The following is a 25,060-nucleotide window of genomic DNA, read 5'->3' as shown; positions in this document are numbered from 1 at the left end:
GTGAGGAGGCGGCGTTCTTGATCAGGGTGTCATTGGGATGAACATTAAGACTTTACAATGTTGCGCTTGATTTTCAAGGGATGCGAGTTGCTAAGGCAAGTGAGATGAAGTTGGAAAGGATGGCGGTGGAGGAGGCGCGGAAAGCCTCCTCCTCGAACCGGAAGCCGGTCAGGAAGTCGCACGGCGGGTTGGAGAGCGCCCCCCAGGAGGAGACGATGGCGCGGTCGACCTCGGGGTGGAACTGGACTCCGTAGGTGGCCGTGCCGAGCCGGAAGGCCTGGGCGGGGCAGGCGGGAGAACCGGCCAGGAGGGTGGCGCCCGCAGGGGGGGTGAAGCTGTCGTTATGGAGTTGGAAGGTGACGAATGCGCGGTCGACCCCGGCGAAGAGAGGGTCGGCGGCACCGGCCTCGTTCAATAGGACCCGGCAGATTCCCTTTTCTCCGTGCGGCGAAGGGGAGCTGACCAAGCCTCCGGTGACCTTGGCGAGGAGCTGCCCCCCGAGGCAGATCCCGAGGAGGGGAATCCCCGCGGCGTGGGTGCGGAGCATGAAGTCGCCGACCGTCAGCAGGTAGGGAAAGCGCCCGGTATCGTGGGCCCCCATATCCCCCCCCAGCACGATGACGCCGGTGCAAGATGCGGGGTCGGGGAGAGCCTCCTTAGCGTAGGCGTGCTCGCACCGGTACGGCTCCCCGGCGCTCTCCAGCAGCGAGGTCAGGCTCCCCGGCGGGCATTCGGGGTCGTTTTGGATGATGAGGAACATGCGGAATCCTTTGTACGTAGTTTGCATCTAAAGAAAGCATCGGCCATGCCAATAGTCCCGGACCTCACAGCCCCCCCTACTTCGCCCGTACCACCCCGGAATCGAGAAATTCCAGCCGCCCGTCGGGAAAATCCTCGGCGGTCAGCCTCTTCATCAGCCGCAGGGCCCGCTGCTTCGGGTCGAGGTGGGGGCCGGTCTTTCGCCGCTGGAGAAAGGAGTGGATCGCCCCGGCCTTGAACGAGCCGTCCGCCGCGAGCTCCACGGAAAGAAGCGGCGCGTAACCGTTCTCCCCGGCGACGTTGACGCCTCCGTAGGTGGCAAAGTTGCCCAAACTGTAGGCAATGAGCCTCCCCCGGTATAGTTCCAGGGCGCGCGGGACGTGGGGGCCGTGCCCGACCACCAGGGCGACCCCGCGGTCGATCGCGTCGTGGGCGAAGCGGAGCAGGTCCCCGCGCGGCTCGTTCATGAAGTACTCCATCCCGTGCGACACGTGCATGGCGGAGCGCCCCTCGGCGCCGTTGTGAACGGAGAGGATCAGGATGTCGTAGCGGCGGACCAGGGCGGCGATCTCGTCCAGCGCCTGCTGCCGGTAGACGATCGAGCGCGGGGGGGCGCCGAAGGAGAGGGAGACGATGCCCACCCGCAGGCCGCGGACGGTGAATTCCGCCACCTCCCCGTTTTTGCTCGAAAAAGTGACCCCCGCCTCGCGGAGGGCCCGCTTGGTGGAGAGGATCCCGGCCCTGCCGAAATCCTTGGCGTGGTTGTTGGCCAGGGAAACCATGGTGAGGCCGGCGGCCTTGAGGTTGGCGGCGAAGGAGGGGGGGGTGCGGAAGAGGTAGCAGCGTCCGGTGGAGGTGTCCTTGGTCGGCTCCTCCTCCGTGGTGAGCGGCCCCTCCAGGTTCCCCATGGAGATGTCCGCCTGTCTGAAGAAGGGGGCGGCCTCCGAGAAGAGCCACCTTCCGCCGTTGCGGGGGAGGTCGGGGGACGGGTAATCGCTTCCCATCATGATGTCCCCCACCGCCGCCACCGTGATCCCCCCGTCACCCCTCGCCCCGGCGGGGAAAATGGCAACGGCCACCAGCAAGGATGCTGTAGCCGCCGCCGTTTTCAGGATGCTCGTGAAGGGGGATCTCAAAGCGGGCGCAATCCTTCCGCGACCACCTCGACCACGTCCTTCACCCGGACCTGTCCGGCCCCCTTGTCCTTGAGGCCGTCCTCCATCATGGTCATGCAGTAGGGGCAGGCGACGCAGATGGTGTCGGGGTTTTCGGCCAGTGCCTCCTCCACGCGGACATGGTTGACACGCTCGCCGGTGAACTCCTCCATCCACATCCGGCCGCCGCCGGCGCCGCAGCAGAAGGAGTTCTCCTTGTGGCGGGGGAGTTCCTGCACCGCGCTCCCGGTAGCCTTGGCGACCGCCTCGCGGGGTGCGTCGAAGATCCCGTTGTGCCTCCCGAGGTAGCAGGGATCGTGGTAGGAGATCTTGCCAAGCCCCAGCTCCTTGCGGGGAAGGGTGAGCTTACCGTCGGCCAGAAGTTTCGCCACCAGCTCGCTTTGGTGCACCACGTCGAGCTCGAGGCCGAACTGGCGGTAGTCGTTTTTCAGCGTGGTCAGGCAGTGCGGGCAGAGGGTGATCACCTTGGTGACCCCGCGCTCGCGGAAGAGCTCCACGTTCTCGCGGGCCATCTTGTCGAAGAGGTACTCGTTGCCGAGCCTCCTCAAGCTGTCCCCGCAGCACTTCTCGTCCTTGCCGAGGATCCCCCAGGAGACCCCGGCCGCGTTCAAGACGGTGGCCAGCGCGACGGTGACCTGCTTGGCGCGGGAGTCGAAGGAGCCTGCGCACCCCACGTAGAGGAGGTACTCGGTCTCCCCCTTCTCGAAGGTCTTGACCTGCATGGTGGAGACCCACTTGCTCCGCTCGGCCGGGGCGATCCCCCAGGGGTTTGAGCGCTGCTCCATGTTCTCGAAGAGGTTCAGGAGCTCCTCGGGGAAACGGGCCTCGGTCTCCACCAGGTAGCGGCGCATCTTGATGATCTTCGGCATCTGCTCGATCAGCACCGGGCAGGCCTGAATGCAGGCGCCGCAGGTGGTGCAGGACCAGATGGCTTCCTCGGTGTTGGTCCCCTCCCCTTCCGGACCGATCAGCGGGACGCTGGGAGCCTTCCCCTCCCTGATGGCGGGGCCGTTCTCCAGGAGGTTTGTCTTGATGGCGTGCACGATCTGGCGCGGGTTCAACGGCTTGCCGGTAGCGGTCGCCGGGCAGGCGGCCTGGCAGCGTCCGCACTCGGTGCAGCTGTAGGTATCGAGGAGATCCTTCCAGCTGAAGCGGTCCACCCGCCCTACCCCGTAGACCTCCCCCTTGGCGAACTTCTCGCGCGGCTGGGTGTTCGGCCACTCAAGGCTCGCCAGGTAGCAGTTGGGGATGGCGGTCAGGATGTGCATGTGCTTTGAGTGCGGCAGGAAGCAGAGAAAGGCCAAAAGGACCAGCGCGTGGAGCCACCAGAAGAAGGCGACCGCCGCGGAAAGGGTGGCGGGATCGCCGGGGAAGATCCCCGCCACGAAACTCGAGACCGGCATGGCGGCCGCGGCCGGATCATTCCCCTGGGCGATCAGCGCGCCGTGCATGCCGAAGTAGGCGACCATCAGGAGCGCGATGAAGGAGAGGATCAGGAAGGCGTCCGCGCTTATCCCCTTCACGTAGGCGGTATCCAGGTAGGGAGGCCTGACGAAGAGCCTGCGGCCTACCGCGACGGCGATGGCCACCAGGGTCAAGAGGGAGACGATGTCGAAGGCGAAGAGAAGCCCGTGGTGCACCCCTTCCGGCAAGAGCCCCAGGTTCAGCGAAGGGATCACCCCGCTCACCAGGAACTCCCCGTTGGCCAGCATCAGGATCAGGAAGGACCAGAAGATGACCAGGTGGTTGAAGCCGAACGGCTTCTTGACGACCCGCATCTGGGCGAAGGCGTAGAGGAGCATCTCCTTCAGGCGGTCGAAGGGGCGGTCGAGCCGCTGCTCGGGCTGCCCGAGGGCAAGCAGCGAGAAACGGCGGTAGACGCTCCAGCAGAAAAAGCCCAGGGAGGCGATGAGCAGCGGAGTAAACAGAGCGTAATGCGGAATCATAAGGTTTCCTCGTGGATTATCGGGAGGCCTTGAGCGCCTTCAGCTTCTCGGTCAGGGCCGGAATGATCTTGAAGATGTCCCCCACGATCCCGTAGGTGGCCACCTGGAAGATGGGGGCCTCCGGATCGCGGTTGATGGCGATGACGACGTCGGAATCCTGCATACCGACCAGGTGCTGGATGGCGCCGGAAATGCCGCAGGCAATGTAGACCTTGGGACGCACCGTCTTCCCGGTCTGCCCCACCTGGCGGTCGGGAGGCATCCAGCCGGCGTCCACCGCGCTGCGCGAGGCGCCCACCACGCCACCTAAGACGGAGGCGAGCTCCTGCAGCATGGCGAAGTTCTCCTTGGCCATCATGCCGCGGCCGCCGGAGACGATGAATTCGGCACCGGCGATGTCGACGTCGCTGGAGCCCCCGTCCATCATCACCTTGAGCACCTTGACCGGGATCTCCTCCTCGGTCACCGCCGCCGGCTCCCGGACGATCTCGCCGGTAAGGGAGGCGTCGAAGGCGGGCATCGGCATCACGTGCGGGCGCACGGTCGCCATCTGCGGGCGGTACTTGTCGCAGATGATGGTGGCCATGATGTTCCCGCCGAAGGCCGGACGGGTCTGCATCAGGTTCCCCTTGGTGTCGATGGAGAGGCCGGTGCAGTCGGCGGTGAGGCCGGTGGAGAGCTCGGTCGCCACCACCCCGGCGAGATCGCGCCCGAGGCCGGTGGCCCCCATCAGGATCACCTCAGGCTTGTACTTCCCGACCAGCTGGCAGACGCCGCGCTGGTACGCCTCGGTCCGGTAATCGCGGAGCACCGGCGCGTCCATCAGGTAGACCTTCTGGGCGCCGTAGCCGATCGCCTGGCGGCAGAGCTCCTCGACGTTCTCCCCCATCACCACCGCGGCCAGCTCGCAGTTGCGCGCCTCGGCCAGTTCCTTCCCCTTCCCCAGGAGCTCCCAGGAGACCTTGGCGGCCTCGCCGCGGGTCTGCTCGACGAAGACCCAGACGCCGCGGTAGACGGAGAGCCTCTTCCTGAGCGCCGCCTCCTCGGGGTCCTCCTCGGCCGCTTCCACGGCGGCCCCGGCCGACGACTTGGCCAGCTCCTCCAGGATCCGCTTCTCCTCGGGGGTGAAGGCCATCTCGAGGGCCTGCACGGGGCAGACCTTCACGCACTTCACGCAGCCGATGCACTTGGAGGTGTCGACGATCGGCTCGCCGGCCTCGTTCATGATTATGGCATCTACCGGGCAAACGCTCTGGCAGCGGGCGCCGCAGGCGATGCATTTGCCCTCCAGGAGGGCGGCCTTGCCGCGCGGCTTCTTGGGCGGCTTGACGGCTTCAGTCATCCTTTCACCTATCCTTTCACCGGTACGGTGGTTACAGTGCCAACAGGTCTTTTTCCAGCATCTTGGAGATGAGGATCTCAGCCGCTTCTTCAGGGTCACGGGCGCCGTCGCCCAGGATCTCCCCCTTGGCGCGCTCGGGGGAGAAGATCCGGCTCACCCAGGTCGGGGAGCCCTTGAGCCCGATGCCGTTGGGATCGAGCTCGAGCACCTTGTTGTCCCAGAGCTCGACGGTCGCCTCCTCGGAGGCGAGCCGCATGGGAACGCTCGGGTAGCGGGGGCGGTTCAACTCGCGGACCACGGTGAGGAGCACCGGAAGGGGCGCCTCGACCTCTTCGTGCCTCCCCTCGAGCTTCCTCCTGACCCGGATCCTCCCTAGCGAGGGGTCGAGATCCTCCACCCGGTCCACCAGGGTGAGCTGGGAGCAGTGGAGGCGGGTGGCGATGCCGGGGCCTACCTGGGCGGTGTCGCCGTCGATGGTCTGCTTGCCGCAGATCACCACCCCGACCTCCTCGTCCTTGGCCAGCCTGGCGATGGCGGCCGAGAGGACCTTGCTGGTGGCGAGCGTGTCGGCGCCGCCGAAGGCGCGGTCGGAAAGGAGGATGGCGCGGTCTACCCCCAGCGAGAGCGCCTTTCTCAGGGTCGCCTCGGCGTTGGGGGGGCCCATGGAGATGGCCACCACCTTGAAGCCGAAACGGTCCTTCAGCCTCAGCCCCTCCTCGACCGCGTGGGTGTCGTACGGGTTGACGATGAAGGGAACCCCTTCACGGATGAGGGTGTTGGTGACCGGGTCGATCTGGACCTGGGTGGTATCGGGGACCTGCTTGACGCACACGACTACCAGCATGGAAAACCTCGGGTAATGTTGATGACTTCAGGCTACCTGAAGTACCGGCAAATATGTTGACGTAAGTCAAAGGACGGAAGATTGCGGGGGCAACGGGTGGGTGCCCTTCCACAAAACTTCCTTATTTCAAAGCCAAATCGAAGTTGCTTTTTGCAGGCCGGACCCTTAATATTATCCGGTATTTCACCTCTAGCACCCGAAGCCGGGTGGAGCTTCATGTCCAACAGATACATCGAAAAATCTTTTCTCTACCTGGTGGCTTTATCGGTCCTGCTCCATCTGGCCATCTTCCAGCTCGTCAGGATGATTCCCGAGGGGAAACCGAAGCCTCCCGAGCAGCCCACCATGGTGGACTTAACCGACCTCCCCCTTCCCAAGATGGAACAGCCCCACACCAAGGGGGACGAGATCTCCCCGCGGGAAACGGTACGCGACCAGCGCCCGGCCACCCCTCCCCCGGTCGCCCAGCGCCCGGTACCCCCGAAGCCCCAGGCCATGCGCCCCTCACCGCCCAGGCCGGCGGTCAAGCCGTCCCCCTCCCCGTCCCCGCTCAGGCAGCAGCCGCAGCCCTCTCCCGCCGCCAAGAGCGAGACGGCCCAGATCCCCAGGACCCCGCCCCCCCCCGCGGTCAGAGGGGAAGGGATCTTCAAGCCCAAGAGTTCCGACAGCTCCGTCCCCAAGGGGAGCCCGCTCTTCCCGAGCCCTACCCGCCTGGCCAGGCTGGAGGAGACCTACCGCCGCAAATACGCCAACGAGATCGACGACGAGACCCGTTTCCTCAACAGCGACGACATCCGCTTCGGCTCCTTCCTGAGAAGGCTGGAGACGGCGGTGTACGGTGTCTGGCGCTATCCGCGCGAGGCCTTGGAGCGTGGGATCGAGGGGACAACCCCGGTGAGGATCACCTTCAACCGGAGCGGCGAGGTGGTGCAGGTGGACATCCTGGAGAGCTCGGGGAGCAAGATTCTGGACAACGAGGTTCTGCGCACCCTTAAGGAGATCGGCCCCATCGGCTCGTTTCCCCGCGGGTACACCAGCGACACCTTCAAGGTCATCGCCTTCTTCCATTACGGCAACGGTGGAGGGAGACTCCACTAACACCCCAGCCGGCTCCTGAGGTAGCTCTCCAGGGCGCCGTTGAACTCCTCCCTCTTGAGCGCCATGTCCACCGTGGCCTTCAGAAATCCCAGCTTATCGCCACAATCGTGATGGGCCCCGTCGAACCGGCAGCCGTAGATCGACTCGCTGCTCCCGAGCTTCTTGAGGGCGTCGGTGAGCTGGATCTCGCCCCCCCTCCCCGGTTCCTGCACTTCGAGGATCGGAAAGATCCCGGGGGTGAGGATGTAGCGGCCGATGATGGCGAGGTCGGAGGGTGCCTCCTCCCGGCGGGGCTTCTCCACCAGGTCCCGCACCTCCCAGGCGCGCCCGCCCAGGTGCTCGGCCCTGACACAGCCGTAGGCGGAGATGCTCTCCATCGGGACCCGTTTCAGGGCCACCACCGGTGCCCGGTAACTCTCGTAGACCTCCAGCAGCTGGGCGAGGCAGGGCTCTTCGGCGTCGATGATGTCATCGCCCAAGAGGACCGCGAAGGGATCGTCCCCCACGAACTCCTTGGCGCAGAGGATCGCGTGGCCAAGCCCGAGGGCCTCCTTCTGGCGGACGAAGAAGATGGTGGCCATCTCGGCCAATTCCCGCACCTGGTGAAGCTCCAGGTCCTTTCCCTTGTCATAGAGCATCGATTCCAGCTCGAAGGCGATGTCGAAGTGATCCTCGATGGCCCTCTTGCCGCGCCCGGTGACGAACAGGATCTGCTCGATCCCCGAGGCGACCGCCTCCTCGACCACGTACTGGACGAGCGGCTTGTCGATCAGGGGGAGCATCTCTTTAGGGGTCGACTTGGTGGCCGGGAGAAAACGGGTCCCCAGGCCGGCTACCGGAAAGACTGCCTTCTTGACGCGCATGGTAGACCTCCCGAACCAGGCTGTCCTCAATCCATCCGACTTCAAGGGATCATCTTGCCGCCCGCCGCCCGCCGGGCCCGATCTCCCGTCCCCCGAACCCCGGCTACTTGACCCTGCGCTTGGCAGACTCCAGGGTGTTGTAGAGCAGCATGGTGATGGTCATCGGCCCGACCCCGCCCGGGACCGGGGTGATGGCGGAGGCGCGCTCGGCCGCGGCGGCGTACTCCACGTCCCCCACGAGCTTCTTCTCCCCCACCCGGTTCACGCCGACATCGATGACCACCGCCCCCTCCTTGATCCAGGAGCCCTTGATCATCTCCGGAACACCGACGGCGGCGATCACCACGTCGGCCTGGGCCACCTTGCCGGCCAGGTCGCGGGTCTTCGAGTGGCAAAGGGTGACGGTGGCGTTTTGCTGCAGGCACATGAAGGCGACCGGTTTGCCGACGATGTTGGAGCGGCCGACCACCACGACCTCCTTGCCGGAGAGATCGACCCCCGCCTCCTTGAGCATCACCATGACCCCGTAGGGGGTGCAGGGCTGGAAGGTCGGTTTGCCGATCACCAGGCGGCCGACGTTGTACGGATGGAAGCCGTCGGCGTCCTTGTCCGGGGAGATGGCCTCCAGGACCCGGTCGGTGTTGATCTGCTTGGGGAGCGGCAGCTGCACGAGGATGCCGTCGATCCTGTCGTCGGCGTTGAGCTTCTCGATCAGGGCGAGGAGCTCCGCTTCGCTCGTCTCCGCGGGGAGCTTGTATTCGTCGGAGAAGATGCCGACGTCGGCACAGGCCTTCTCCTTCATGGAAACGTACACCTTGCTGGCCGGGTCTTCCCCCACCAGCACGACCGCCAGGCCGGGGGTCACCCCTTTTTCCTTCAGACGTGCGGTCTCCGCCGCGATTTCACCGCGGATCTTCGCCGCGATGGCCTTCCCATCGATAATCGTTGCCATTGAATCTTCCTTTCCTGCGACGCCAACAGTTCGCCCTGAGGCCCCAGTAAAAAGGGCCCCAACGGCGGTCCGCCACTATCCTCATGAGCCGGCCGGGAACTACCCGGTCGCCCGATGTGAGGCAGCTGCCGGGTTTACCCCGGCCGAAGACTTAATGTATGGTCACTGGTGTGGTTTTAATGGAGAAATAATAAGTAAGAACAGGGAGTTTGTAAAGCGCTTTGGGAAAAGATCAAAAAAAAGACCCCCGTTGCCGGGGGTCTCGCAGTCGTTTAGGCGGCCGAGGGGCACCCTGCGCAACCGCCGCCCGACGGGCAGGACGGGGGGGACTGCTTGGAGCCGCCGCCGCTGTAGCCGTCCCCGTACCAGCCGCCCCCCTTGAGGGCGAATCCGGACTGGGAGATCAGCTTCTCGACCTCACCACCACACGAGGGGCAGGCAGAGGCCGGCGGATCGGAGAATTTCTGACGAAGCTCGAAGGTGTTGTTGCAGCTTTTGCACTGGTACTCGTAAAGTGGCATTGCTTGTACTTCCTCCTGGCATTACGTAACTCATGAGCAGGCGAGTCTGGAGTAACGGTAATATAAGGAGCCCCCCCGCCCTTTGTCAAGGGGTCGGGGCGAGCTCCAGGCTTTTGGTCATGGCGAAGAGGAGCCGCGAGCGGTAGATGATGCCGATCACCTTCTTCCCTTCCACCACCGGCACGCGCTGGAAGCGGTGCTTGATGAAGAGGTCGGCCACGTCGGTGACGTTGGCGTCCGGGGTGACCGAGATCGGCTGATGCTCCATGATTTCGGAGATCGGGAGGTCCTTGATCCGCTGGCAGAGGGAGGCGAAAAACGGGTCGTCGAAGCCGGGGGTCTTGACCCCCTCCATGAGCGCGGTGATGATGCTCAGGGGGGTAAGGATGCCAGCCAAGCCGCCCCGCTCGTTGAGCACGATGAGTCCCGGCGCGGCGTTCATGAAACTCTCGTCGCCGAAATTTGCCTTCATCGTGCGGGCCGCTTCCGCCACCGTGGTGCGCACCGAGATCGCAGGGACATCGGTCACCATTATGTCTCTTGCCTTCATTAGATCCTCTCTATTGAGTTAATAAGGAGAGGAGGTGGTCCTTGTCCACCCCCTCTACCTTGACGACCTTGTGCCGGGTCTTGGCGCCCGACTTGATGGTTACCTTGGACTTGGCGATCCCGAGCGTCTTGGCCAAGAGCTCCACGCACTGCTTGTTGGCGGCGTCGTCGACGGGAGGCGAGGTGAGCCTAAGCCTCAACTCCCCCTCCTTGGGGCCGCAGATCTCGCAGCGCGAGGCGCGGGGCTGGACGTGGACGGTGAAGACGATGGCGTCCGCATCCAGGGTCAGCCGGAGTTCCTCACTCATCGGTGACCGAAAGCATCTTGTAGTAGGTGTCGAGCAGGTGCTTGAAGCCCGCCTCGAAGCGCACCTTGTCCCTCTTGAGATCCTGGATCTGGTTGGAGAGCTCGATGACCTTCTTCTCGGCCTCGGCCACGATCCGCTCCCCTTTGAGTTCGGCCTCGGAGAGAAGGAGCTGCGCCTCCTTCTGGGAGTTGGCCTTCATCTCCTCGGTGATCTTCTGGGCGGCCAGCATGGTCTCGCGAAGCTGCGACTCGCGGGCCTGCAGCTCGCTCATGGCGGCCGCGTGGCGGTTGAGCCGCTCCTTGAGCTCGTTGTTCTCGCGGATGAGCCCTTCCATCTCGGAGGCCACCGCCTGGAGGAAGGCGTCGACCTCGTCGGGGTCGAGGCCGCCGATCATCTTCCCCTTGAACTGCTGCTGCTGGATGTCCATCGGACTTATCTTCATAGACCACCTTTAAGCTGGGACGCGTACATCATGAGGTAGGAATAGGCGGTATCGAAGACGATGATCTGCACGAGGTAGATGAGTGCGAACACCACCAGCGGAGAAAAGTCGATCGCCCCGGTGTCCGGCATGTAGCGGCGGACCTTCCGGAGGACGGGCTCGGTGGCCCGGTAAATGAAGTTGACGATGGGATTGTAGGGATCGGCGCTGATCCAGGAGATTACCACACTAGCCAAAAGGATGTACTTATAAACGGTAAGGAGTCCGCTTGCCAGCTCGACTATCTTTGCCAGGGCGTACAGAATGTTGCCTAGCAGAATCATTGATCCCCCTCTAAGACTGGTGGTTCGACTGCAAAGATATACAGGAAAAGAGGCTCCCTTGTCAAGGCCGCCCCCGGCCGCCTTGGCCCCTTTTCATGCCTTTTTCCAGACATTTTCCCTTGCTGGTACCATCGCCTTGGTCGGCTGTTCCAGTCCTTGCCCGGGGAGGGGCGGAAACGGGCTCTTCGGGGGGCGCCTGAACGGCGAGGAGGGTGGGGAGAGATTTCCGGTTGACTATCCCCCTTCCATCATCTAAAACGTCTTGAGCAATAAGGAAGCACGTCCGTCGCTGGTGGGCGGCCTGGTCTTCAAAACCAGTGTGGGGGGTGAGAAGCCTCCCGGGTGGGTTCGATTCCCATGTGCTTCCGCCATTTTTACCGCCGTACATGCAACTGCAGCCCGCACACCCGCCCAAACTGTCCATACTCACCGCAACCGCGGTTCCGGACACCGCTGCCTTTCCAACGATCTCTTGCGGGCGCCTCGTCCGCGAATCTGGTCTACCGCCCTTCTGTAACAGTGCAGGACAGAACCTCGTGGGCGACGGCCCCACCGGCGCGCCCCCTCACAGGAGCACGGCACGGTGGGGAGGCATTGACTGTCGAGTCAAAGCGAGTCACAATGACTCACAATGATTCAATGGAGGGAACTATGCGCCAGATAACGCTGCGAGGCATTCCCGAAGATGTCGAAAGCATGGTCAAGGACGAAGCCAGGACAAGAGGGGTCAGCCTTAACAAGGCCTTCGTTTCGTTACTGATAAGGGGATTGGAGCGAAAGCCGCAATCCCCTCGGATGGGTGCCACCCCGAAAAAAGGGGAGTTCCGTCAGTTCCTGGGGCTATGGGCAGAAGACGAGACCGCGGCGTTCAACGAAGCGCTCGAGGAGCAGCGCGGGGTGGATGAGGAGCTGTGGCGATGAATCGGCTCTTCTTGGATACTTCAGCGTACTCGCGTCTGATGCGGGGACAAGAGGAGGTGGCTGCGCTCCTTGACCAGGCTGACGAGGTCCACCTTTCGGCGGTGGTGGTGGGGGAATTGCTGTCGGGTTTCAGGAAAGGCAACAGTGAGAAACGGAACCGGCAGATCCTGGATAAGTTCCTCTCGATCACGCGAGTGTCGATCCTGCCGCTGACCCATCAGACCTCTGAGCGTTACGCCCTCATCCTCGACTACCTTCGGCGAAACGGCACCCCCATCCCCACCAACGACCTCTGGATAGCCGCCTCGTCCATGGAGCACGGACTGAACCTTATCACAGCAGACCGCCATTTCCTGAAGCTGCCGCAGATCCTGGTGACATTGGTGGAGTGACCATTGAGGCACAAATCGCTTTAGCAAGGACCGCAAAACTGTGACCAGAAATACAGACGCTATCTACGCCGCACCGCTACGGGAAATGATCGACTTTAAATTCGATGAGAGAGTGGTCGCGGTCTTTCCCGACATGATACAACGTTCGGTCCCCGGGTACGGGATGATCATCTCCAATATCGGCATCTTGGCCGGGAGATACGCCCAGGCGGGGAGCCACTGCTATGACCTCGGCTGTTCCCTTGGGGCAGCGACGCTCTCCATGCGGCAGCGGATCACCCAGCCGGATTGCGACATCATCGCGGTCGACAACTCGCCCGCCATGATCGAGCGGGGGCGCGAACTGCTGGCCCGCGACTCGGGCCCGACCGTTCCGGTGACCATGATCTGCGCCGATATCCAGGATGTCACTATCGAGAACGCCTCGGTGGCCGTCCTCAACTTCACCCTGCAGTTCATCCCCCCCGCGGAGCGGCTGGCGCTCATTCACCGGATCTATGAAGGGCTAAACCCCGGCGGCATCCTCATCCTCTCCGAGAAGATCGCTTTTGATGACGAGGAGCGGCAGCATTTCCATGTGGAGCTCCATCACGACTTCAAAAGGGCCAACGGCTACAGCGACCTAGAGATCAGCCAGAAGCGGTCGGCCTTGGAGAACGTGATGATCCCCGAACCCCTCTCCAGCCATCACGAACGGCTCAAGGCCGCCGGCTTCTCCTTCTCCGAAGTGTGGTTCCAGTGCTTCAACTTTGCCTCCCTGGTCGCCGTCAAATGAGCTTCTACGACAGCCTCTATCCACAACTTGCCGCCATGGGCCAGGAGCGCTGGGCGGAGCAACTGAAAGCGACCCTGCCGGAGAGGGTGCTCCTCGACCGCCACGGAAAGATGGCGGACTGGCTGACGGCACTGGAATCGCTGCCGGAGTTGCGCCCGTCCCGCATCGAACTGAAGGAGAGCGTCACCATCGGCTCAAGTGCCGATCTGGGCGAAATCAGCCGCGACGAGTTGATCGCCCAACTCCAGGCATTCCACCCCTGGCGGAAAGGTCCCTACCACATCTTCGGCATCGAGATCGACACCGAGTGGCGCTCCGACTGGAAATGGGAGCGGGTTTTGCCGCACATCCAGCCGCTCGCCGGCCGCAAAGTCCTCGATGTGGGCTGCGGCAACGGCTACCACGGCTGGCGGATGCGCGGCGCCGGCGCAGAGTTCGTCCTCGGCATCGAACCTTTCCTCGTTTCCGTGCAGCAGTTCCAGGTGATTCAGCGCTACCTTCGCGACCCGCAGCACCACGTCATCCCCATCGGCATCGAGGACGTCCCCCCCGATCTCGCCTGCTTCGACAGCGTGTTCTCCATGGGGGTCCTCTACCACCGGCGCTCCCCCCTCGACCATCTTTACGAGCTCAAGGGGTGCCTGCGCCCGGGTGGCGAACTGATTCTCGAGACACTGATTGTCGAAGGGGACCGGGAGACCGTCTTCATGCCGCCGGATCGTTACGCGAAGATGCGCAACGTCTGGTTCCTCCCGTCGATTGACGCGATGGCCTTGTGGATTGAGCGCTGCGGGTTCAAAAACATTGCCTGTGTCGACACCAACCGTACCAGCCTCGACGAGCAGCGCACGACAGATTGGATGCGCTTCGAGTCGCTGGCCGACTTCCTGGATCCCGACGATCGCGGAAGGACCATCGAGGGCCACCCGGCCCCGCTAAGGGCGATCTTTACGGCGACAAGACCGTAGGTATCGCTTCACTGCCTCCAACTCCGTAGCACAGCCATGAGGGCCGTAGAGGATCAGACACTTCTCTCCTTCGCTCATCCCAGCAGCGGGATGAGGCGATAGTCGGTGCGGCAGATACGTTCGCCTGCCCGCGCGCTTGCGCATACCGTCGAAGGCGCGATCCCCAGTTCGGCTCCTACCACCTTTCCCGGATGGACGTTCCTGATGTACGCCAGGTAACATACGGCGCTCCGCGCACGCGCAACTTCGGGCACCCGGCTGCGCCGGCGCACCTCCTCCCCACTCAGCCCGACCGCCTCGGCAACCTTTTCGACCAGCTCCGGCACCGGAATTACCTCAGGACGGACGGCGCTATAGATATGGTGGCTTCTCCCCCGCACGGGCGCCCGGCACGTCTGACCTTCCGCCACCTCCTGCACGAAACTGCTGGAGCCAAGCACCCGCCCGTCCCATAAGGTGGGCTGCGGGTCCACTCCCAGCCTTAACACCCGCCGCTTTCCTCCCCCCGCCAATTCCCAGCGCGTCCCCTGCCCTGCCCCGGCCTTGACGAACCGCCGGTAGGCCAGACGGCAGCGCTCCGTTTTCCTCCCGAAGCAATGGAGCACCTCGGCCGCGCTTTGCCCCTCCTGCTCGCGCAGCCCCAGCAGGACTCCATGCCCGCACCAGGGATAGCTTTCCAGTTCCTTCAAATTGGCCACCTCCCCGCAACGCAACGGGTGGAGGTGGAGGTAACGAACCATCTCCTTGAAAAGGATCTCCTCGTCGCAGACCACGGAGCGGTAGCGCCCGTGATACAGACGACCGCGCCGGCCGTGCCGCCGGTTGAAGGCGCGGGCGTACCCTACCAGGAGCGGCAGCATGAGATTGGCGAGCCTCTGGGTGGAGGGACGCACGAGGAGGTGGAAGTGATCGGCGGCAAGAGTCCAGGCGAGGCAATGGGTACCGGTGCGGCGCAGCAAAGGCCCAAGCTTTGCCAGCAGCAGCGTGCGGTCGGTGTCGTCCTCGAAGAGGAGTTGGCCGGGAACCGCCTTCACGATGACATGCTGGAGAAGGTCCACCTGATCTATGCGGGCGAGAGTAGGCATGCCGGAAGAGTACCAGCCCCCCACCCCGGCGCAACCGAAAGGTGTCCTCGTTTCAGTGCTGCCGTGGCGGGAAATCCGGTTGCCTCATGAAAGAAGGAGCGGGTGTCGCCGATACTCACCGTTGTAATTCCGAATACATACCCACCGGCCTATCCCGCAGGCCGGTTGATGCCCTGACGCTTGAACCAGAGGCCGTTTTCGGTAAAGTTAAACGATACTGGTGGCTTATGTGATTTTTTTCGGATTCCGAAAAAACTGCCGTCCTCCCCTCCCCCCCAAAGAATCTCTCGCCCTTCACCGCACCTCATTAACTTCGTTTTGACAGCAGGAATGAATATCTATATAGTCGCTTCCACCTACCACTCAACACAGGCGCCCCCCCGCCGTATTGAGGGTTACAACGCGTTCGAAGAAGGAAAAATTCGCCAGACTGGGGTCAGGCTCGCAACATTGCAATCTTTAAAAGCCTGGCCCAATGCTCCTATGTAGAGGATATTGGGAGGCGGGCTTCCATGAATGGCAATATGAATAAAAGACTCCACATAGTTAACGGCGATGCGGCGGCGGATGGGCTTACGAAAAGCGGCCTTCCCGGGGAGGTGCTCGTCTGGAGAGACCTGCTGTACGAGGGGCCGAGAGAGCCCGGGTGGCCGACGGAAAAGACGCTGAAGGCGCGGGCACTTTTTCTTGAGGAAACGACGGCGGGCGGACTGGGGCGGGACGAGATCCTCGACGGGCTGAAGAGTCAGTACGCGAAACTGGAGACGGTGTCCGAGTTCGATGAGGTGGTCTTGTGGTTCGATGCCTGCCTCTGCGACCAGTCGATGCTCTGTCATATTCTCACCTGCCTGGCCATCAAAGGAGCCGAAGAGCGCTGCTCGCTTCTCTGTGTGGACCGTTTCCCCGGCATCGTCCCCTTCAACGGGCTTGGGCAACTGCGTCCGAGTCAATTCGCCTCCCTGTATCCCTCGCGCCAGCCGGTCACCGAGGATCAGTTCCGCTTCTCGGAAAAGGTGGATAACGCCTTCGCGCACCAGGACCACGCCGCTTTTTTGAAACTTGCGACCACCGTCAATGCCCCTCTTCGCTTAGTTCCGGCCGCGGTGGACCGCTGGCTGGAAGAACGGCCGGACGAGAAAACCGGCCTGGGGCTTCTCGAACGGCTGGCGTTAGAAGCGGTGCAATCCGGTTGCCATACACCGGCAGACATCTTCACCCATGTCGCCGCCAGGGACACCTCCCCGCAGTACTGGGGAGACATCACCCTCTGGGCGAAGATCAACAACCTGGCCAAACGCCTACCTCCCCTGGTGAGGATAGAGGGCCCGACCGCCTACCTCCCCCAATGGGACAGCCAAAAGTCCATTCGCTCCTATCGGGTATATCATCTCGATCCGGCCTCGTCTGAGTAAAGGCTGAATAAGTGAAGAGCTGGCGAAGGTAGAGACTTTGAGGGTCGTAGCTATACAGCGCACATTTGAGCCGCTATGGCGACATCCGCCGGGGTGACCATGTCCACAGCGGCGATATCATTGGGTACGTCGGCAAGACCCGCAATGCCGCAACCACTCCCTGCCACCTCCATTACGGCATCTATCACCAAAGCCGGGGTCAGGACCCGTACCCCTACCTGGCGATGAAGGATGGGAGCAAAAAAGCGAAGGAGTGAGAGGGCGCGGGTGATGTTCGGAGGAAATCGGGAGGTGCCGGTGCATAGAGTTTGGAAGAGTGCGGGATTGAGCAGGCCGGCAGCCATGGCCGTCAGGGGGATCATTGCCGGCCTATTCTTCTGGTCGATTTTTGCCTGGTCATCAGCGGGAGCGGTGAGCGCCGCCATGGCGGCGGATGAGCCGGTCGTGGTGGAGGCGACGGGGGAATCGGTGGGGAGCGACCTGGAGGCGGCGGTCGAGGTTATCCAACGGGCCAAGCTGGAGGCGGAACGCGCTGCCGTCGAAAGTGCGGTCGGGGTCTTCATCCGCTCTCACACCCTGGTCAGTAACGGCCAGCTCGCCGACGATATGGTCTTCGCCAGGGTGCGCGGCAAGATCGAAAAGGTCGAGGTGCTCAAACAGGAACGTGACGCAACCGACCCGAACCGCTACCGGGTCAGAATCAAAGCCCTGGTAAGGCCGGTCTATCCCGAAAGCGGCGAGGGAATCCGCATCAAGGCGGCGCTGTCCCAGGAAACCCTGCGCGAGGGGGAATTAGTCGAGATCAACTACCAGGTAAGCTCAGATAGTTACGTCTACCTCTTCGTGATCGGTGCCGACAACTCGGTGACCCAGTTGCTGCCGAACTCGAAGGTCCGGGACAATTTTGTGCGCGCCAACCAAGTCGGGACTTTCCCGCCGCCGGATTCCGGAGTCCGGCTCAACGCGATGCTCCTCCCCGCGTTCAAGCGCACCGGGGCGGTGGAGAGGATCAAGATCATTGCCACCAGGCAGGAGGAGCCTCTGTTAAACAGCGGATTCCAGCAGGGATTCAAGGTGTACGACGCGAAATCCACCGGCCTCGTCAGCGATCTCTTAAAACGCCTCATGCAGTTGGATCCCGCCGACTGGGGTGAATACACTCTAAACTACAGGATTGTGCCCCAATAACAGCGCCTGACATGGATGGCCGAAGAGTCATCTTCGGCCGTCTCTCTCTTTCGCCACCCTCTCTCTTTCGACTGGAATCGGCAGCAATCAGCGCAGACGCAGGTTTCCCATCTCCTTGAGGGTTGCCAGGCCCGGCGTGATGACCGGCGTCTGTTCGACGTTTTGCAACCGCGCCGTCTTTTCCACCTGGGGAAGGAGGTAGCGGTACAGGCTTGCCACGGTTATCGAGCCATCCTTCCCCGCCGCGGCTTCTCCCTTCAAACCTTTCAGCAGATAGTAGGTGAACAGTCCGTGACCTGCTTTGTCGTAGGAGGTGCTGATTTGGCTTCCGCCGGCGGCGGCCAGCACTACCATGTTCTTACTCAAGGCGGGAGAAGCATCCACCGACATGACGAGCGGCCGCGCACCTTTGGCCAGAACGGAGCGCCCTCCGGAGCCGGAGAAGCAGGAATCAAGCACCACCACGACCTGTTTCGCCTTGAGCTGGGCAAGTCCTGCGTAGAGGTTTTTGAGCGGATAGGCGGTGGTCTCCAGATAGTTGGGGTCGCCGTCATAGGGGACCAGGTAGGGATCGCCGCTGGCCGGATTGGGGGCGCCATGGCCTGCGTAGTAGACGAACACGGTGCTCTGCGGGTTCACCCGGTTCTTAAGCCAGACGCCCAAGTACTTTTCGAGATCGGACTTGGTCGCCCTTTCGTTGGGGAGAAAAACGACATTCTCCTCCGGGTAACCCATCAGCCTCGTCAGGTAGGTCTGCACGGTCTTCGCGTCATGCACGGCAAAATCGACCCCCTTGATATCCCGGTAGGTCTCGATGCCGATGACGACGGCAAAGTTGTCGGCGCGGGGCGGGACCCGGGCATCGGCAACGTCATCGACATTGACTTCGCCAGCGGTGGCCGGCTCTTCGTTCGATCCCCCTTCGCGCCGGTCGGCAACGCGGATCGAGGCCGGCAGCACTCCCGATTGGATGGCCTTGGCCAGATCGCGCGCCTCATCGACGGTGAAACGGCCGGTTACCTGCAGCCTCCCTCCGGTAATGGCGGTGCGGATAACGGGGGCGGAAACTACGTTGCCGTCGACCGCGATGGCAATTTTCTCTCCCACCGACGCCTCGGTCACCTTGGCAAAGAGGTCGCTCCCCTTCTTGTTGAGAACGAGATCGATGACCGGTATGCCAGCTCCACCGGCCTCGAGGAAGGTCACTTCCGCACTCTCCACAACATCTCCGGAGAGGAGCGGCTTTTTCTCCACCACGTAGGGAATCTCCTCCACCTTCCCATCCCCATCCAAGGTCGACTCATAGATCGTTTCCGTATCGGCCGCGTCGCCATCCTGGGCGTTGGCATCCTTCACCAGCCTGAATTCCAGCCGGGACGGCCTCAAGAGAAATTCGATGACGGTGTCCAATTCGGTACCGGTTCGCGCCACGCGGAGAGTGATCCATCGCTCCCCCCTTTGCTCCACCGATCCGTCGGTAATGCCGATCGACTCCAGGCGGTTTTTCATCACCTCGACGGAGCGGCGGGTGATCTCCTTGTCGATGAACCCTTTCCCGGTGGAAGCGATTTCCAGGGTGACCACACTCCCCTTTTCGGATGCTGCCGCGCCCGATGTCTGAAGGGTGAGAAGTGCGAGGAGTATCAGCGGAGAAAGAAGCCAATTACGGAATGCCCGTCCGATCCTGATCATAAAAAGCCTCGCTGTCATATTCCATTCCCCCCATGACACTGACCGCATCTGCGGATGCCAGTCACCTTAATCTGCTTGAGCTGGAATAGTCAATAGCCGCATCAGAGCCAAAGGAAATCATGGAAGGACGAAGAAGACTGGTCGACAGCGATGGCATCGGCAAGAGGAGGTGATTTAAGCGCAAAGAGTGCTTCTAGCCACGGGTTGCCCACATGGAGCCGGATTTGACGAGGGCTTTTATTGGTTTATATTAACCCAATAAACCTGGCGGGACTTGCCTTACTTCTCACCCGGCTCCCCCCCAAGCTGAGAGGATTAGGAGTTATCTGTCCATGACCGAACCTCCCCCTTCCCTTTTGGACGACCTGCTCGCACGCGGGCACGAGTTCTCTTTCGACCAGGTCATGCGTCTGGCCCGCGTCGCGCTCGGATCGGACAAGCTGCCCGAACTGCCCGAACTGCCCGAACTGCCGAACCAGCCCTGGCGAAACCATCTGCGCATCCGCACCGACTTATCGCTCGCGTTTCCGGCAGCCGACGTGACAGGCGTGGAGGTTGGCGACCACGGAGACGACGAGACGGAACTTCTTGTCACCACCACCTTCCTGGGACTTTACGGTGCCTCATCCCCCCTACCGACCCACTATACCGAAGACCTACTTGACGAAGCCGCCGCCGGGGCGTCAGTCAACCGCGACTTCCTGGATCTACTCCATCAGCGGCTCTATGAGCTTTACCACCAGTGCTGGAGCAAGTACCGGCTCTTCATCCGAGTGACGGAGGAAAAGAATCCCCGCGACCGGGAGCGGCTGCTATCCCTGATCGGACTAGGTCAACAGGAGGCTCGCGAGGGTATCCCAGATGCATGGTCACAGGTCCGCTACGCGGGTTTATTTACCCAGCGGTGCCGATCGGCTGAGGGATTGAAGACGCTTCTGCGGGGCGCGCTGGGGATAAAGAACCTGGAAATCGAGCAGTGCGTACTTCGCCAGGCGACGATACCGCAAGACCAGCGCATCTGCCTCGGCATCTCCAATTGCACTCTCGGAGTCGACACGGTGGTGGGTAGTGAAATACCGGACAGGATGGGAAAGTTCCGCATCCATATCGGTCCCCTATCCAATGCCGACTTCAATTCACTGCTCCCCGGGACCATTCGGCATGAGAAGCTCGTCAGGTTGGTCCGGTTATACATCAGCGATCCCCTGGAGTTCGATATCCGGCTAACTATGGCCGCCGGGGAAGCACGCCCGCTTATCCTCGGGGATCCAAAGAGTGCCCTGCTTGGCCTCAACACCTGGTGCTCCGCCGGCGATACCCTTGGCCAGCAATCCGTCACCATTTCACCAGCCAGCCTACCGCAGCCGGCGCCACCAGACGATTCAGCCCCCGCGGGCGACATCCAGGCCGAATCCCACGTCTTTGCCGGGAGGGAATCACGCTTGCTCAGCGATGTATATCGGGAGGAGTTGGCTCGACTGCGGGAGTTGGCGACGAACTACGCCAAGAGCCATCCCGGGTTGGCCTCCATGGTTGGAGCACAGCAGGCGGACCCGGGTGTTGAGCGTCTACTGGAGGGAGTAGCTTTGCTCAACGCTCACCTGCTGATGAAGCTGAACGACGACTTCCCGGAGATAACCGGCGATCTGGCCCAGACGCTGGAGCCTTGGCAAATGCGCCCGATCCCGGCGACGGCAATTGTGGCATTCGCCGCCAAGTCCGGATCGGTAAAACCGCTATCGATTCCAGCCGGGACAGAAGTAGCGGCGCGTCCAATAGAAGAAACCACCTGCCTCTTTCGTACCTGCTTCGACGTAACATTGCTCCCACTGACACTCACTGATGCCACCTACCTGGAACCAGCGGGGAAGCCCCCTCGGATTGTCTTGAGCTTCCAGTTGCATGGGGTCCCGCTTTCTGAGTGGAAAGCTCCCCCCCTTCGCCTTTTTCTCGGCGGCTCTCATGCGAAGGACTGCGCCCTCAACTTGCTGCTTTTGCGATCCCTGAAACGCATCGTGCTTCGCGGCAACGACAGCGGTTCTACCGCAGAATTACCGGCCGATTGCATTGAGGCGGCAGGATTAGCTGCCAATGAAGCTATTCTTGCCGAGGGGTGCCCGGTTTCCGGCAATCTGATGCTCCAGGAATACTTCCTATTCCCGGAAAAGCATATGTTCCTGGACCTGCACGGCTTGGAGCGCTGCAGCGAGTTGGGCAGTGGACATCGATTCGAGATTGCATTCGAGCTCAACAAGCCTCCCTTCCCCGTACCGCACATTGAAAGGGACTCGTTCGTTCTCTTTGCGGTGCCTGTCGTGAACCTGTTCCATCACAAGGCGAAGTCTTTGATGATGACAGCGGAAAGCACGCCCCAACTGGTGAGGCCGGCAGGGAAGGCATCAGACAGTTATCAGGTGTACGCGGTGGACCGAGTTACCGCTCTGGAGGTGGGAACATTAGCCAAGCAGACATACAAGCCTGATACGCCACTGTCAAAGGCAACCCACGATGGCCACCTTTGCTCCATCACCCATACGAGATCAATGACCGGCAATGGCCTCGACACATGGATCTCGTTAGTTCCCTCAAGCGATGGAAGCGCAACTGCTGAAAAGAAGCTGAATATCGAGCTGATTTGCACCAATGGGTCATTACCGAAGCAGCTTGTGGTAGGCGGCATCAATCGTCCCACCTCGACAACGCCGGAAGCGGCGCAATTCACCAACATTACCCCTGTCACCGCCATGATCCCTCCGGAGGTCCGGCCAAATCTCCATTGGAGGATGCTGGGCGGGTTTTCCATCGGAACACTTCGTCTTAATGGGGTCGGCCATCTCCGCGCGTTTCTCCATCAATTGCTCCCCTTACAAGGAAGAGACCAGAAATACCTGGCGGCATACCGGCACCGAATCGACGGCATCCAAGAGATCAGCGTGACCGAGACCGACCGGCTCATAAAGGGGAGATTGTTCCGCGGCTATCACGTGCGCCTGACCGTGTGCGGGGAGAACTATTCAGGACCGGGTGATGTCTTCCTTTTCTGCTCAGTTCTGGAAAGGTTTCTGGGCGCCTGCGTCTCGGAGAGTTGTTTCATCATGCTGACTGCCGGAGAGTCAAACCATGGATTACAGCTTGAATACCCTGCGCGACTAGGTGGCACAACATTACGATTGTAAAATGGAGCTAAAATGAACAACAAAATTACTTTGGCAATAATCAAGATACTTATTCATTTATTCGTGATATGTGGTGGCGGAATTAATGGTTACGCTTCCGACTCAGAGGGGGCAAATAAATCCAATCAAAAGTGCAGTACGTCTAAACCGGAAGACGTGCTGACTTGTTTCGTAGAAGCCGATTTGAGCGACTACAGCAACAGGTCGGATGATGATCGATATCCATTGTGGTGGGATCTGACTGAAAATGGCGGCGCGCCTCAGGACAGCCTAAAATTTGTCGTAAGGTCGTACAAGATTCAGCAGTTAGGGACCTACGATGCAAAAACTGCAGTCCTTGGATTAGAAATAGATGCCCGCGCGTTGGTTTCGAACGGGCAAAAGATTGAGGACTGGCGAAAGCTGACGGTGTCAACTAATGGCGTCACCTACTCTACCAATACGAATGTCTTTGTAGAAAGCATATTTGGAAAAGGTGAAATCAGTGAACGCATAAGAGCACGAGAAGACGATTTGTATACCTTACCGATCAAAAATAGAACCTTAATGTTCACTATCAAGGTTATTAAAAAAAATGGAAAATGGGTAATTAGCAAAGAAAACATTCCACTAGAAATGACACGTCTACAGGAGGCAATTGCATACTTTACGACCCTCAAAAAAATGGACGTTGCCAATAATGATGTATGTGACGATAAATTATCATTCAAAATCTACATCAATAAAAAGCTTCAAAATGGGTACGTTTTGAGTGAGGTGAAAGGTGATGAAAAAAAATTCCGGCGCAAAATGTGTACAGATGACGGATATAAATCCAGGTTAGAATCAATCTCTAGCTTCAGTAAGATCCTTGCCACCCTTGACAGCCTTTCCAAGGAATAACTTTGAGCGACATTGCTCAAAATTCTCAGCGTTACGGCACAGGAAACACGAGGAGATCCGACCTCCCTAACCCACACAATGGCGAAGTGGTGGAAACGGGTGTCTTAGGTTTTGATTGCTCAGGTTTTGTCTGCCACGTTTTAATTGAGTCAGGATACAGACTCGATTACGAAAGTACTAGAGGCTTGATAAGCTGTAGTGCTTTCGATAAAACTGAGCCTGAGGACGTTAGGCCAGGAGACATCATTCTCTTTAGTGGTCATGTTGGTATCGTTGTCGAATACGATCATCAAAGATCACTAGGTAGGTTCATTCATATGAGTGGCAGAAATAACAAAGGTGGAATCACAACATCATATTTTATAACTGATATCAAAACATTTAGAGGTCAAAGCAATAAAAAAAGTCGGCCATTCGATCCTGATGGAAAACCAATAACATATGGATACGACAGACCCATAAATTCTTTCAAAAGAGTAAAAAATAGCCGATATAGCGCTGACCTTGACGTGCATCTCAATGGTGCAAATCAACTACCGACATTGCGTCCACTTGGAACAAGAGTCTACTCAAATCGTAATATTAAAAGACCAAATAGGTCAGCAAATAACGTTCATTCAATACACAGGTTTAAACCCACTATAAATAAAACGCGTCACCAAGACATTGGTTCGAGCATCATCAATGACATGTACGGCAAAGGTCAGTCTGTTGTAGCATGTGCAAAGTCAAAGTTTGGAGGGCTATTCAGGCATGAAAGGACACAAAGGCGATAAGTTTGAATTCCGTATAAAACACATCGACTATCAAGTGTGGGTCCAACATTTATCATTGTATGAACAGATATCTAAGCCGTTCTCGCTCATTATAAAAGTTGTAAGTAAAAACGAAATAGACAGTCACCTAGTTTTGGGGAATGATGCAGTTCTCACGATATACGGTCCGAATGGGAAACGTATATTGCACGGCATCATAAATAACTTAATGTTATCAGGCAAATGCGGCCACTTCCTGATTTATGAAGCAACCGTTGTCCCTTCAATTTTACTTCTAGATCTTAATAAACATTACAGAGCATTTCAAAAAATGACACCAATTGAAATAGTATCGCATTTACTGAACAATAACGACGTGATCAACATGGATCATTGTTTTCGGCTTGAATCAGAATACACGCCATTACGTTTTTGCAACCAATTCGGGGAAAGTGATTTTGGTTTCATATCACGGGTTCTTGAAGAGAATGGCATGTTTTACTATTTTGAGCATACCGAGAGTGGTCACACAATGATAATTTCTGACAGTGACGCTGTCTATGCTCTGTCAATTCAAGTTGCAAATGCACCAGCGAGGGCAGTAGCAAAGACCTCAGCGGGCGTCCGGTAGTCTAAACACTTGCGGGGGCGGTTATTTAGCCGATCGACTGCCTTCTGTACCGCCTCTTCTT

General features: G+C 60.1%; 25 protein-coding genes, 1 tRNA gene and 2 pseudogenes. 13 read left to right on the top strand and 15 right to left on the bottom strand.

Features of this window, described 5'->3' with window-relative positions; genetic code table 11:
• Positions 1–73 precede the first annotated feature (73 nt).
• The 5 genes from ACYVL5_RS20135 to ACYVL5_RS20115 form a co-directional block, all read right to left on the bottom strand.
• Positions 74–760 carry a type 1 glutamine amidotransferase gene (locus tag ACYVL5_RS20135; protein WP_460597368.1) on the bottom strand — a complete coding sequence of 229 codons (687 nt, stop codon included), beginning with the start codon at positions 758–760 and terminating at the stop codon, positions 74–76.
• A 76-nt stretch (positions 761–836) separates the two neighbouring features.
• Positions 837–1,895, bottom strand: coding sequence for a CapA family protein (locus ACYVL5_RS20130; RefSeq protein WP_460597367.1), 1,059 nt, complete (start codon positions 1,893–1,895; stop codon positions 837–839).
• Positions 1,892–3,880, bottom strand: coding sequence for a heterodisulfide reductase-related iron-sulfur binding cluster (locus ACYVL5_RS20125; protein ID WP_460597366.1), 1,989 nt, complete (start codon positions 3,878–3,880; stop codon positions 1,892–1,894). The genes ACYVL5_RS20130 and ACYVL5_RS20125 overlap by 4 nt, the downstream gene beginning before the upstream one ends.
• Positions 3,881–3,896: 16 nt before the next feature.
• On the bottom strand, positions 3,897–5,222 hold the full coding sequence (locus tag ACYVL5_RS20120) for an electron transfer flavoprotein subunit alpha (protein ID WP_460597365.1): 1,326 nt from the start codon (positions 5,220–5,222) through the stop codon (positions 3,897–3,899).
• Between the two features lie 31 nt (positions 5,223–5,253).
• Positions 5,254–6,066, bottom strand: a complete 813-nt coding sequence (locus ACYVL5_RS20115) for an electron transfer flavoprotein subunit beta/FixA family protein (protein WP_460597364.1) — start codon at positions 6,064–6,066, stop codon at positions 5,254–5,256.
• Positions 6,067–6,282: 216 nt separating this feature from the next.
• On the opposite strand from ACYVL5_RS20115, the gene ACYVL5_RS20110 reads away from it, so the two are divergent.
• Complete coding sequence (locus ACYVL5_RS20110; RefSeq protein ID WP_460597363.1) at positions 6,283–7,164, top strand: energy transducer TonB; 882 nt, start codon at positions 6,283–6,285, stop codon at positions 7,162–7,164.
• On the opposite strand, the gene galU is transcribed toward ACYVL5_RS20110, so the two are convergent.
• From galU to ACYVL5_RS20075, 7 genes are all read right to left on the bottom strand, one after another.
• Positions 7,161–8,027, bottom strand: coding sequence for a UTP--glucose-1-phosphate uridylyltransferase (gene galU, locus ACYVL5_RS20105; RefSeq protein ID WP_460597362.1), 867 nt, complete (start codon positions 8,025–8,027; stop codon positions 7,161–7,163). The genes ACYVL5_RS20110 and galU overlap by 4 nt on opposite strands.
• Positions 8,028–8,130: 103 nt before the next feature.
• Positions 8,131–8,979: a bifunctional 5,10-methylenetetrahydrofolate dehydrogenase/5,10-methenyltetrahydrofolate cyclohydrolase gene (gene folD / locus ACYVL5_RS20100; RefSeq protein ID WP_460597361.1), complete on the bottom strand. Its 849-nt coding sequence runs from the start codon at positions 8,977–8,979 to the stop codon at positions 8,131–8,133.
• Between the two features lie 272 nt (positions 8,980–9,251).
• The gene (locus ACYVL5_RS20095) at positions 9,252–9,500 is read right to left on the bottom strand and encodes an FmdB family zinc ribbon protein (protein ID WP_460597360.1); all 249 of its coding nucleotides are present in this window, start codon (positions 9,498–9,500) and stop codon (positions 9,252–9,254) included.
• Between the two features lie 85 nt (positions 9,501–9,585).
• A complete protein-coding gene (locus ACYVL5_RS20090) occupies positions 9,586–10,050 on the bottom strand; it encodes a CBS domain-containing protein (protein ID WP_460597359.1) in 465 nt (154 codons plus the stop codon).
• Between the two features lie 10 nt (positions 10,051–10,060).
• A complete protein-coding gene (locus tag ACYVL5_RS20085) occupies positions 10,061–10,357 on the bottom strand; it encodes a DUF167 domain-containing protein (protein WP_460597358.1) in 297 nt (98 codons plus the stop codon).
• Positions 10,350–10,799, bottom strand: a complete 450-nt coding sequence (locus tag ACYVL5_RS20080) for a DivIVA domain-containing protein (protein WP_460597357.1) — start codon at positions 10,797–10,799, stop codon at positions 10,350–10,352. Before ACYVL5_RS20080 ends, ACYVL5_RS20085 begins: the two co-directional genes overlap by 8 nt.
• The gene (locus tag ACYVL5_RS20075) at positions 10,796–11,122 is read right to left on the bottom strand and encodes a YggT family protein (RefSeq protein WP_460597356.1); all 327 of its coding nucleotides are present in this window, start codon (positions 11,120–11,122) and stop codon (positions 10,796–10,798) included. Before ACYVL5_RS20075 ends, ACYVL5_RS20080 begins: the two co-directional genes overlap by 4 nt.
• Positions 11,123–11,395: 273 nt before the next feature.
• On the opposite strand from ACYVL5_RS20075, the gene ACYVL5_RS20070 reads away from it, so the two are divergent.
• The 5 genes from ACYVL5_RS20070 (at position 11,396) to cmoB (ending at position 14,178) form a co-directional block, all read left to right on the top strand.
• A tRNA-Sec gene (locus tag ACYVL5_RS20070) sits at positions 11,396–11,493 on the top strand.
• Between the two features lie 280 nt (positions 11,494–11,773).
• Positions 11,774–12,043, top strand: a complete 270-nt coding sequence (locus tag ACYVL5_RS20065) for a hypothetical protein (RefSeq protein ID WP_460597355.1) — start codon at positions 11,774–11,776, stop codon at positions 12,041–12,043.
• Positions 12,040–12,435 (top strand): PIN domain-containing protein, encoded by a 396-nt coding sequence (locus tag ACYVL5_RS20060; protein ID WP_460597354.1) that lies wholly within the window; start codon positions 12,040–12,042, stop codon positions 12,433–12,435. The genes ACYVL5_RS20065 and ACYVL5_RS20060 overlap by 4 nt, the downstream gene beginning before the upstream one ends.
• A gap of 40 nt (positions 12,436–12,475) precedes the next feature.
• The gene (cmoA, locus tag ACYVL5_RS20055) at positions 12,476–13,210 is read left to right on the top strand and encodes a carboxy-S-adenosyl-L-methionine synthase CmoA (protein ID WP_460597353.1); all 735 of its coding nucleotides are present in this window, start codon (positions 12,476–12,478) and stop codon (positions 13,208–13,210) included.
• Positions 13,207–14,178 (top strand): tRNA 5-methoxyuridine(34)/uridine 5-oxyacetic acid(34) synthase CmoB, encoded by a 972-nt coding sequence (gene cmoB / locus ACYVL5_RS20050; RefSeq protein WP_460597352.1) that lies wholly within the window; start codon positions 13,207–13,209, stop codon positions 14,176–14,178. The genes cmoA and cmoB overlap by 4 nt, the downstream gene beginning before the upstream one ends.
• 74 nt (positions 14,179–14,252) lie before the next feature.
• Here cmoB and ACYVL5_RS20045 read toward each other — a convergent pair whose 3' ends face one another.
• Positions 14,253–15,263 carry a transposase gene (locus ACYVL5_RS20045; RefSeq protein ID WP_460597351.1) on the bottom strand — a complete coding sequence of 337 codons (1,011 nt, stop codon included), beginning with the start codon at positions 15,261–15,263 and terminating at the stop codon, positions 14,253–14,255.
• Positions 15,264–15,787: 524 nt separating this feature from the next.
• Here ACYVL5_RS20045 and ACYVL5_RS20040 point away from each other — a divergent pair.
• From ACYVL5_RS20040 to ACYVL5_RS20030, 3 genes are all read left to right on the top strand, one after another.
• The gene (locus ACYVL5_RS20040) at positions 15,788–16,675 is read left to right on the top strand and encodes a DUF1835 domain-containing protein (RefSeq protein WP_460597350.1); all 888 of its coding nucleotides are present in this window, start codon (positions 15,788–15,790) and stop codon (positions 16,673–16,675) included.
• 65 nt (positions 16,676–16,740) lie between these two features.
• Positions 16,741–16,932 (top strand): M23 family metallopeptidase, encoded by a 192-nt coding sequence (locus tag ACYVL5_RS20035; protein WP_460597349.1) that lies wholly within the window; start codon positions 16,741–16,743, stop codon positions 16,930–16,932.
• A gap of 40 nt (positions 16,933–16,972) precedes the next feature.
• Complete coding sequence (locus ACYVL5_RS20030; protein WP_460597348.1) at positions 16,973–17,863, top strand: DUF4384 domain-containing protein; 891 nt, start codon at positions 16,973–16,975, stop codon at positions 17,861–17,863.
• An 87-nt stretch (positions 17,864–17,950) separates the two neighbouring features.
• Here ACYVL5_RS20030 and ACYVL5_RS20025 read toward each other — a convergent pair whose 3' ends face one another.
• Positions 17,951–19,447, bottom strand: a complete 1,497-nt coding sequence (locus ACYVL5_RS20025) for a SecDF P1 head subdomain-containing protein (protein WP_460597347.1) — start codon at positions 19,445–19,447, stop codon at positions 17,951–17,953.
• 440 nt (positions 19,448–19,887) lie between these two features.
• Between ACYVL5_RS20025 and tssF the strand changes: the two genes are divergently transcribed.
• The 4 genes and pseudogenes from tssF to ACYVL5_RS20005 all read left to right on the top strand — a co-directional run.
• Entirely contained in the window at positions 19,888–22,731 is a 2,844-nt protein-coding gene (gene tssF, locus ACYVL5_RS20020; RefSeq protein WP_460597346.1) for a type VI secretion system baseplate subunit TssF, read from the top strand.
• A gap of 12 nt (positions 22,732–22,743) precedes the next feature.
• A complete protein-coding gene (locus ACYVL5_RS20015) occupies positions 22,744–23,613 on the top strand; it encodes a hypothetical protein (RefSeq protein ID WP_460597345.1) in 870 nt (289 codons plus the stop codon).
• A 2-nt stretch (positions 23,614–23,615) separates the two neighbouring features.
• Positions 23,616–24,389, top strand: a complete 774-nt coding sequence (locus ACYVL5_RS20010; protein ID WP_460597344.1) for an NlpC/P60 family protein — start codon at positions 23,616–23,618, stop codon at positions 24,387–24,389.
• A pseudogene (locus ACYVL5_RS20005) lies at positions 24,367–24,924 on the top strand (contractile injection system protein, VgrG/Pvc8 family); the annotation flags it as partial. The gene ACYVL5_RS20010 and the pseudogene ACYVL5_RS20005, both read left to right, overlap by 23 nt.
• Positions 24,925–24,941: 17 nt before the next feature.
• Here ACYVL5_RS20005 and ACYVL5_RS20000 read toward each other — a convergent pair.
• Positions 24,942–25,060: pseudogene (locus ACYVL5_RS20000) on the bottom strand (IS30 family transposase); the annotation flags it as partial.

This window comes from Geomonas sp. Red276, from assembly GCF_054784495.1.
This window is presented reverse-complemented; position numbering and strand designations above follow the sequence as displayed.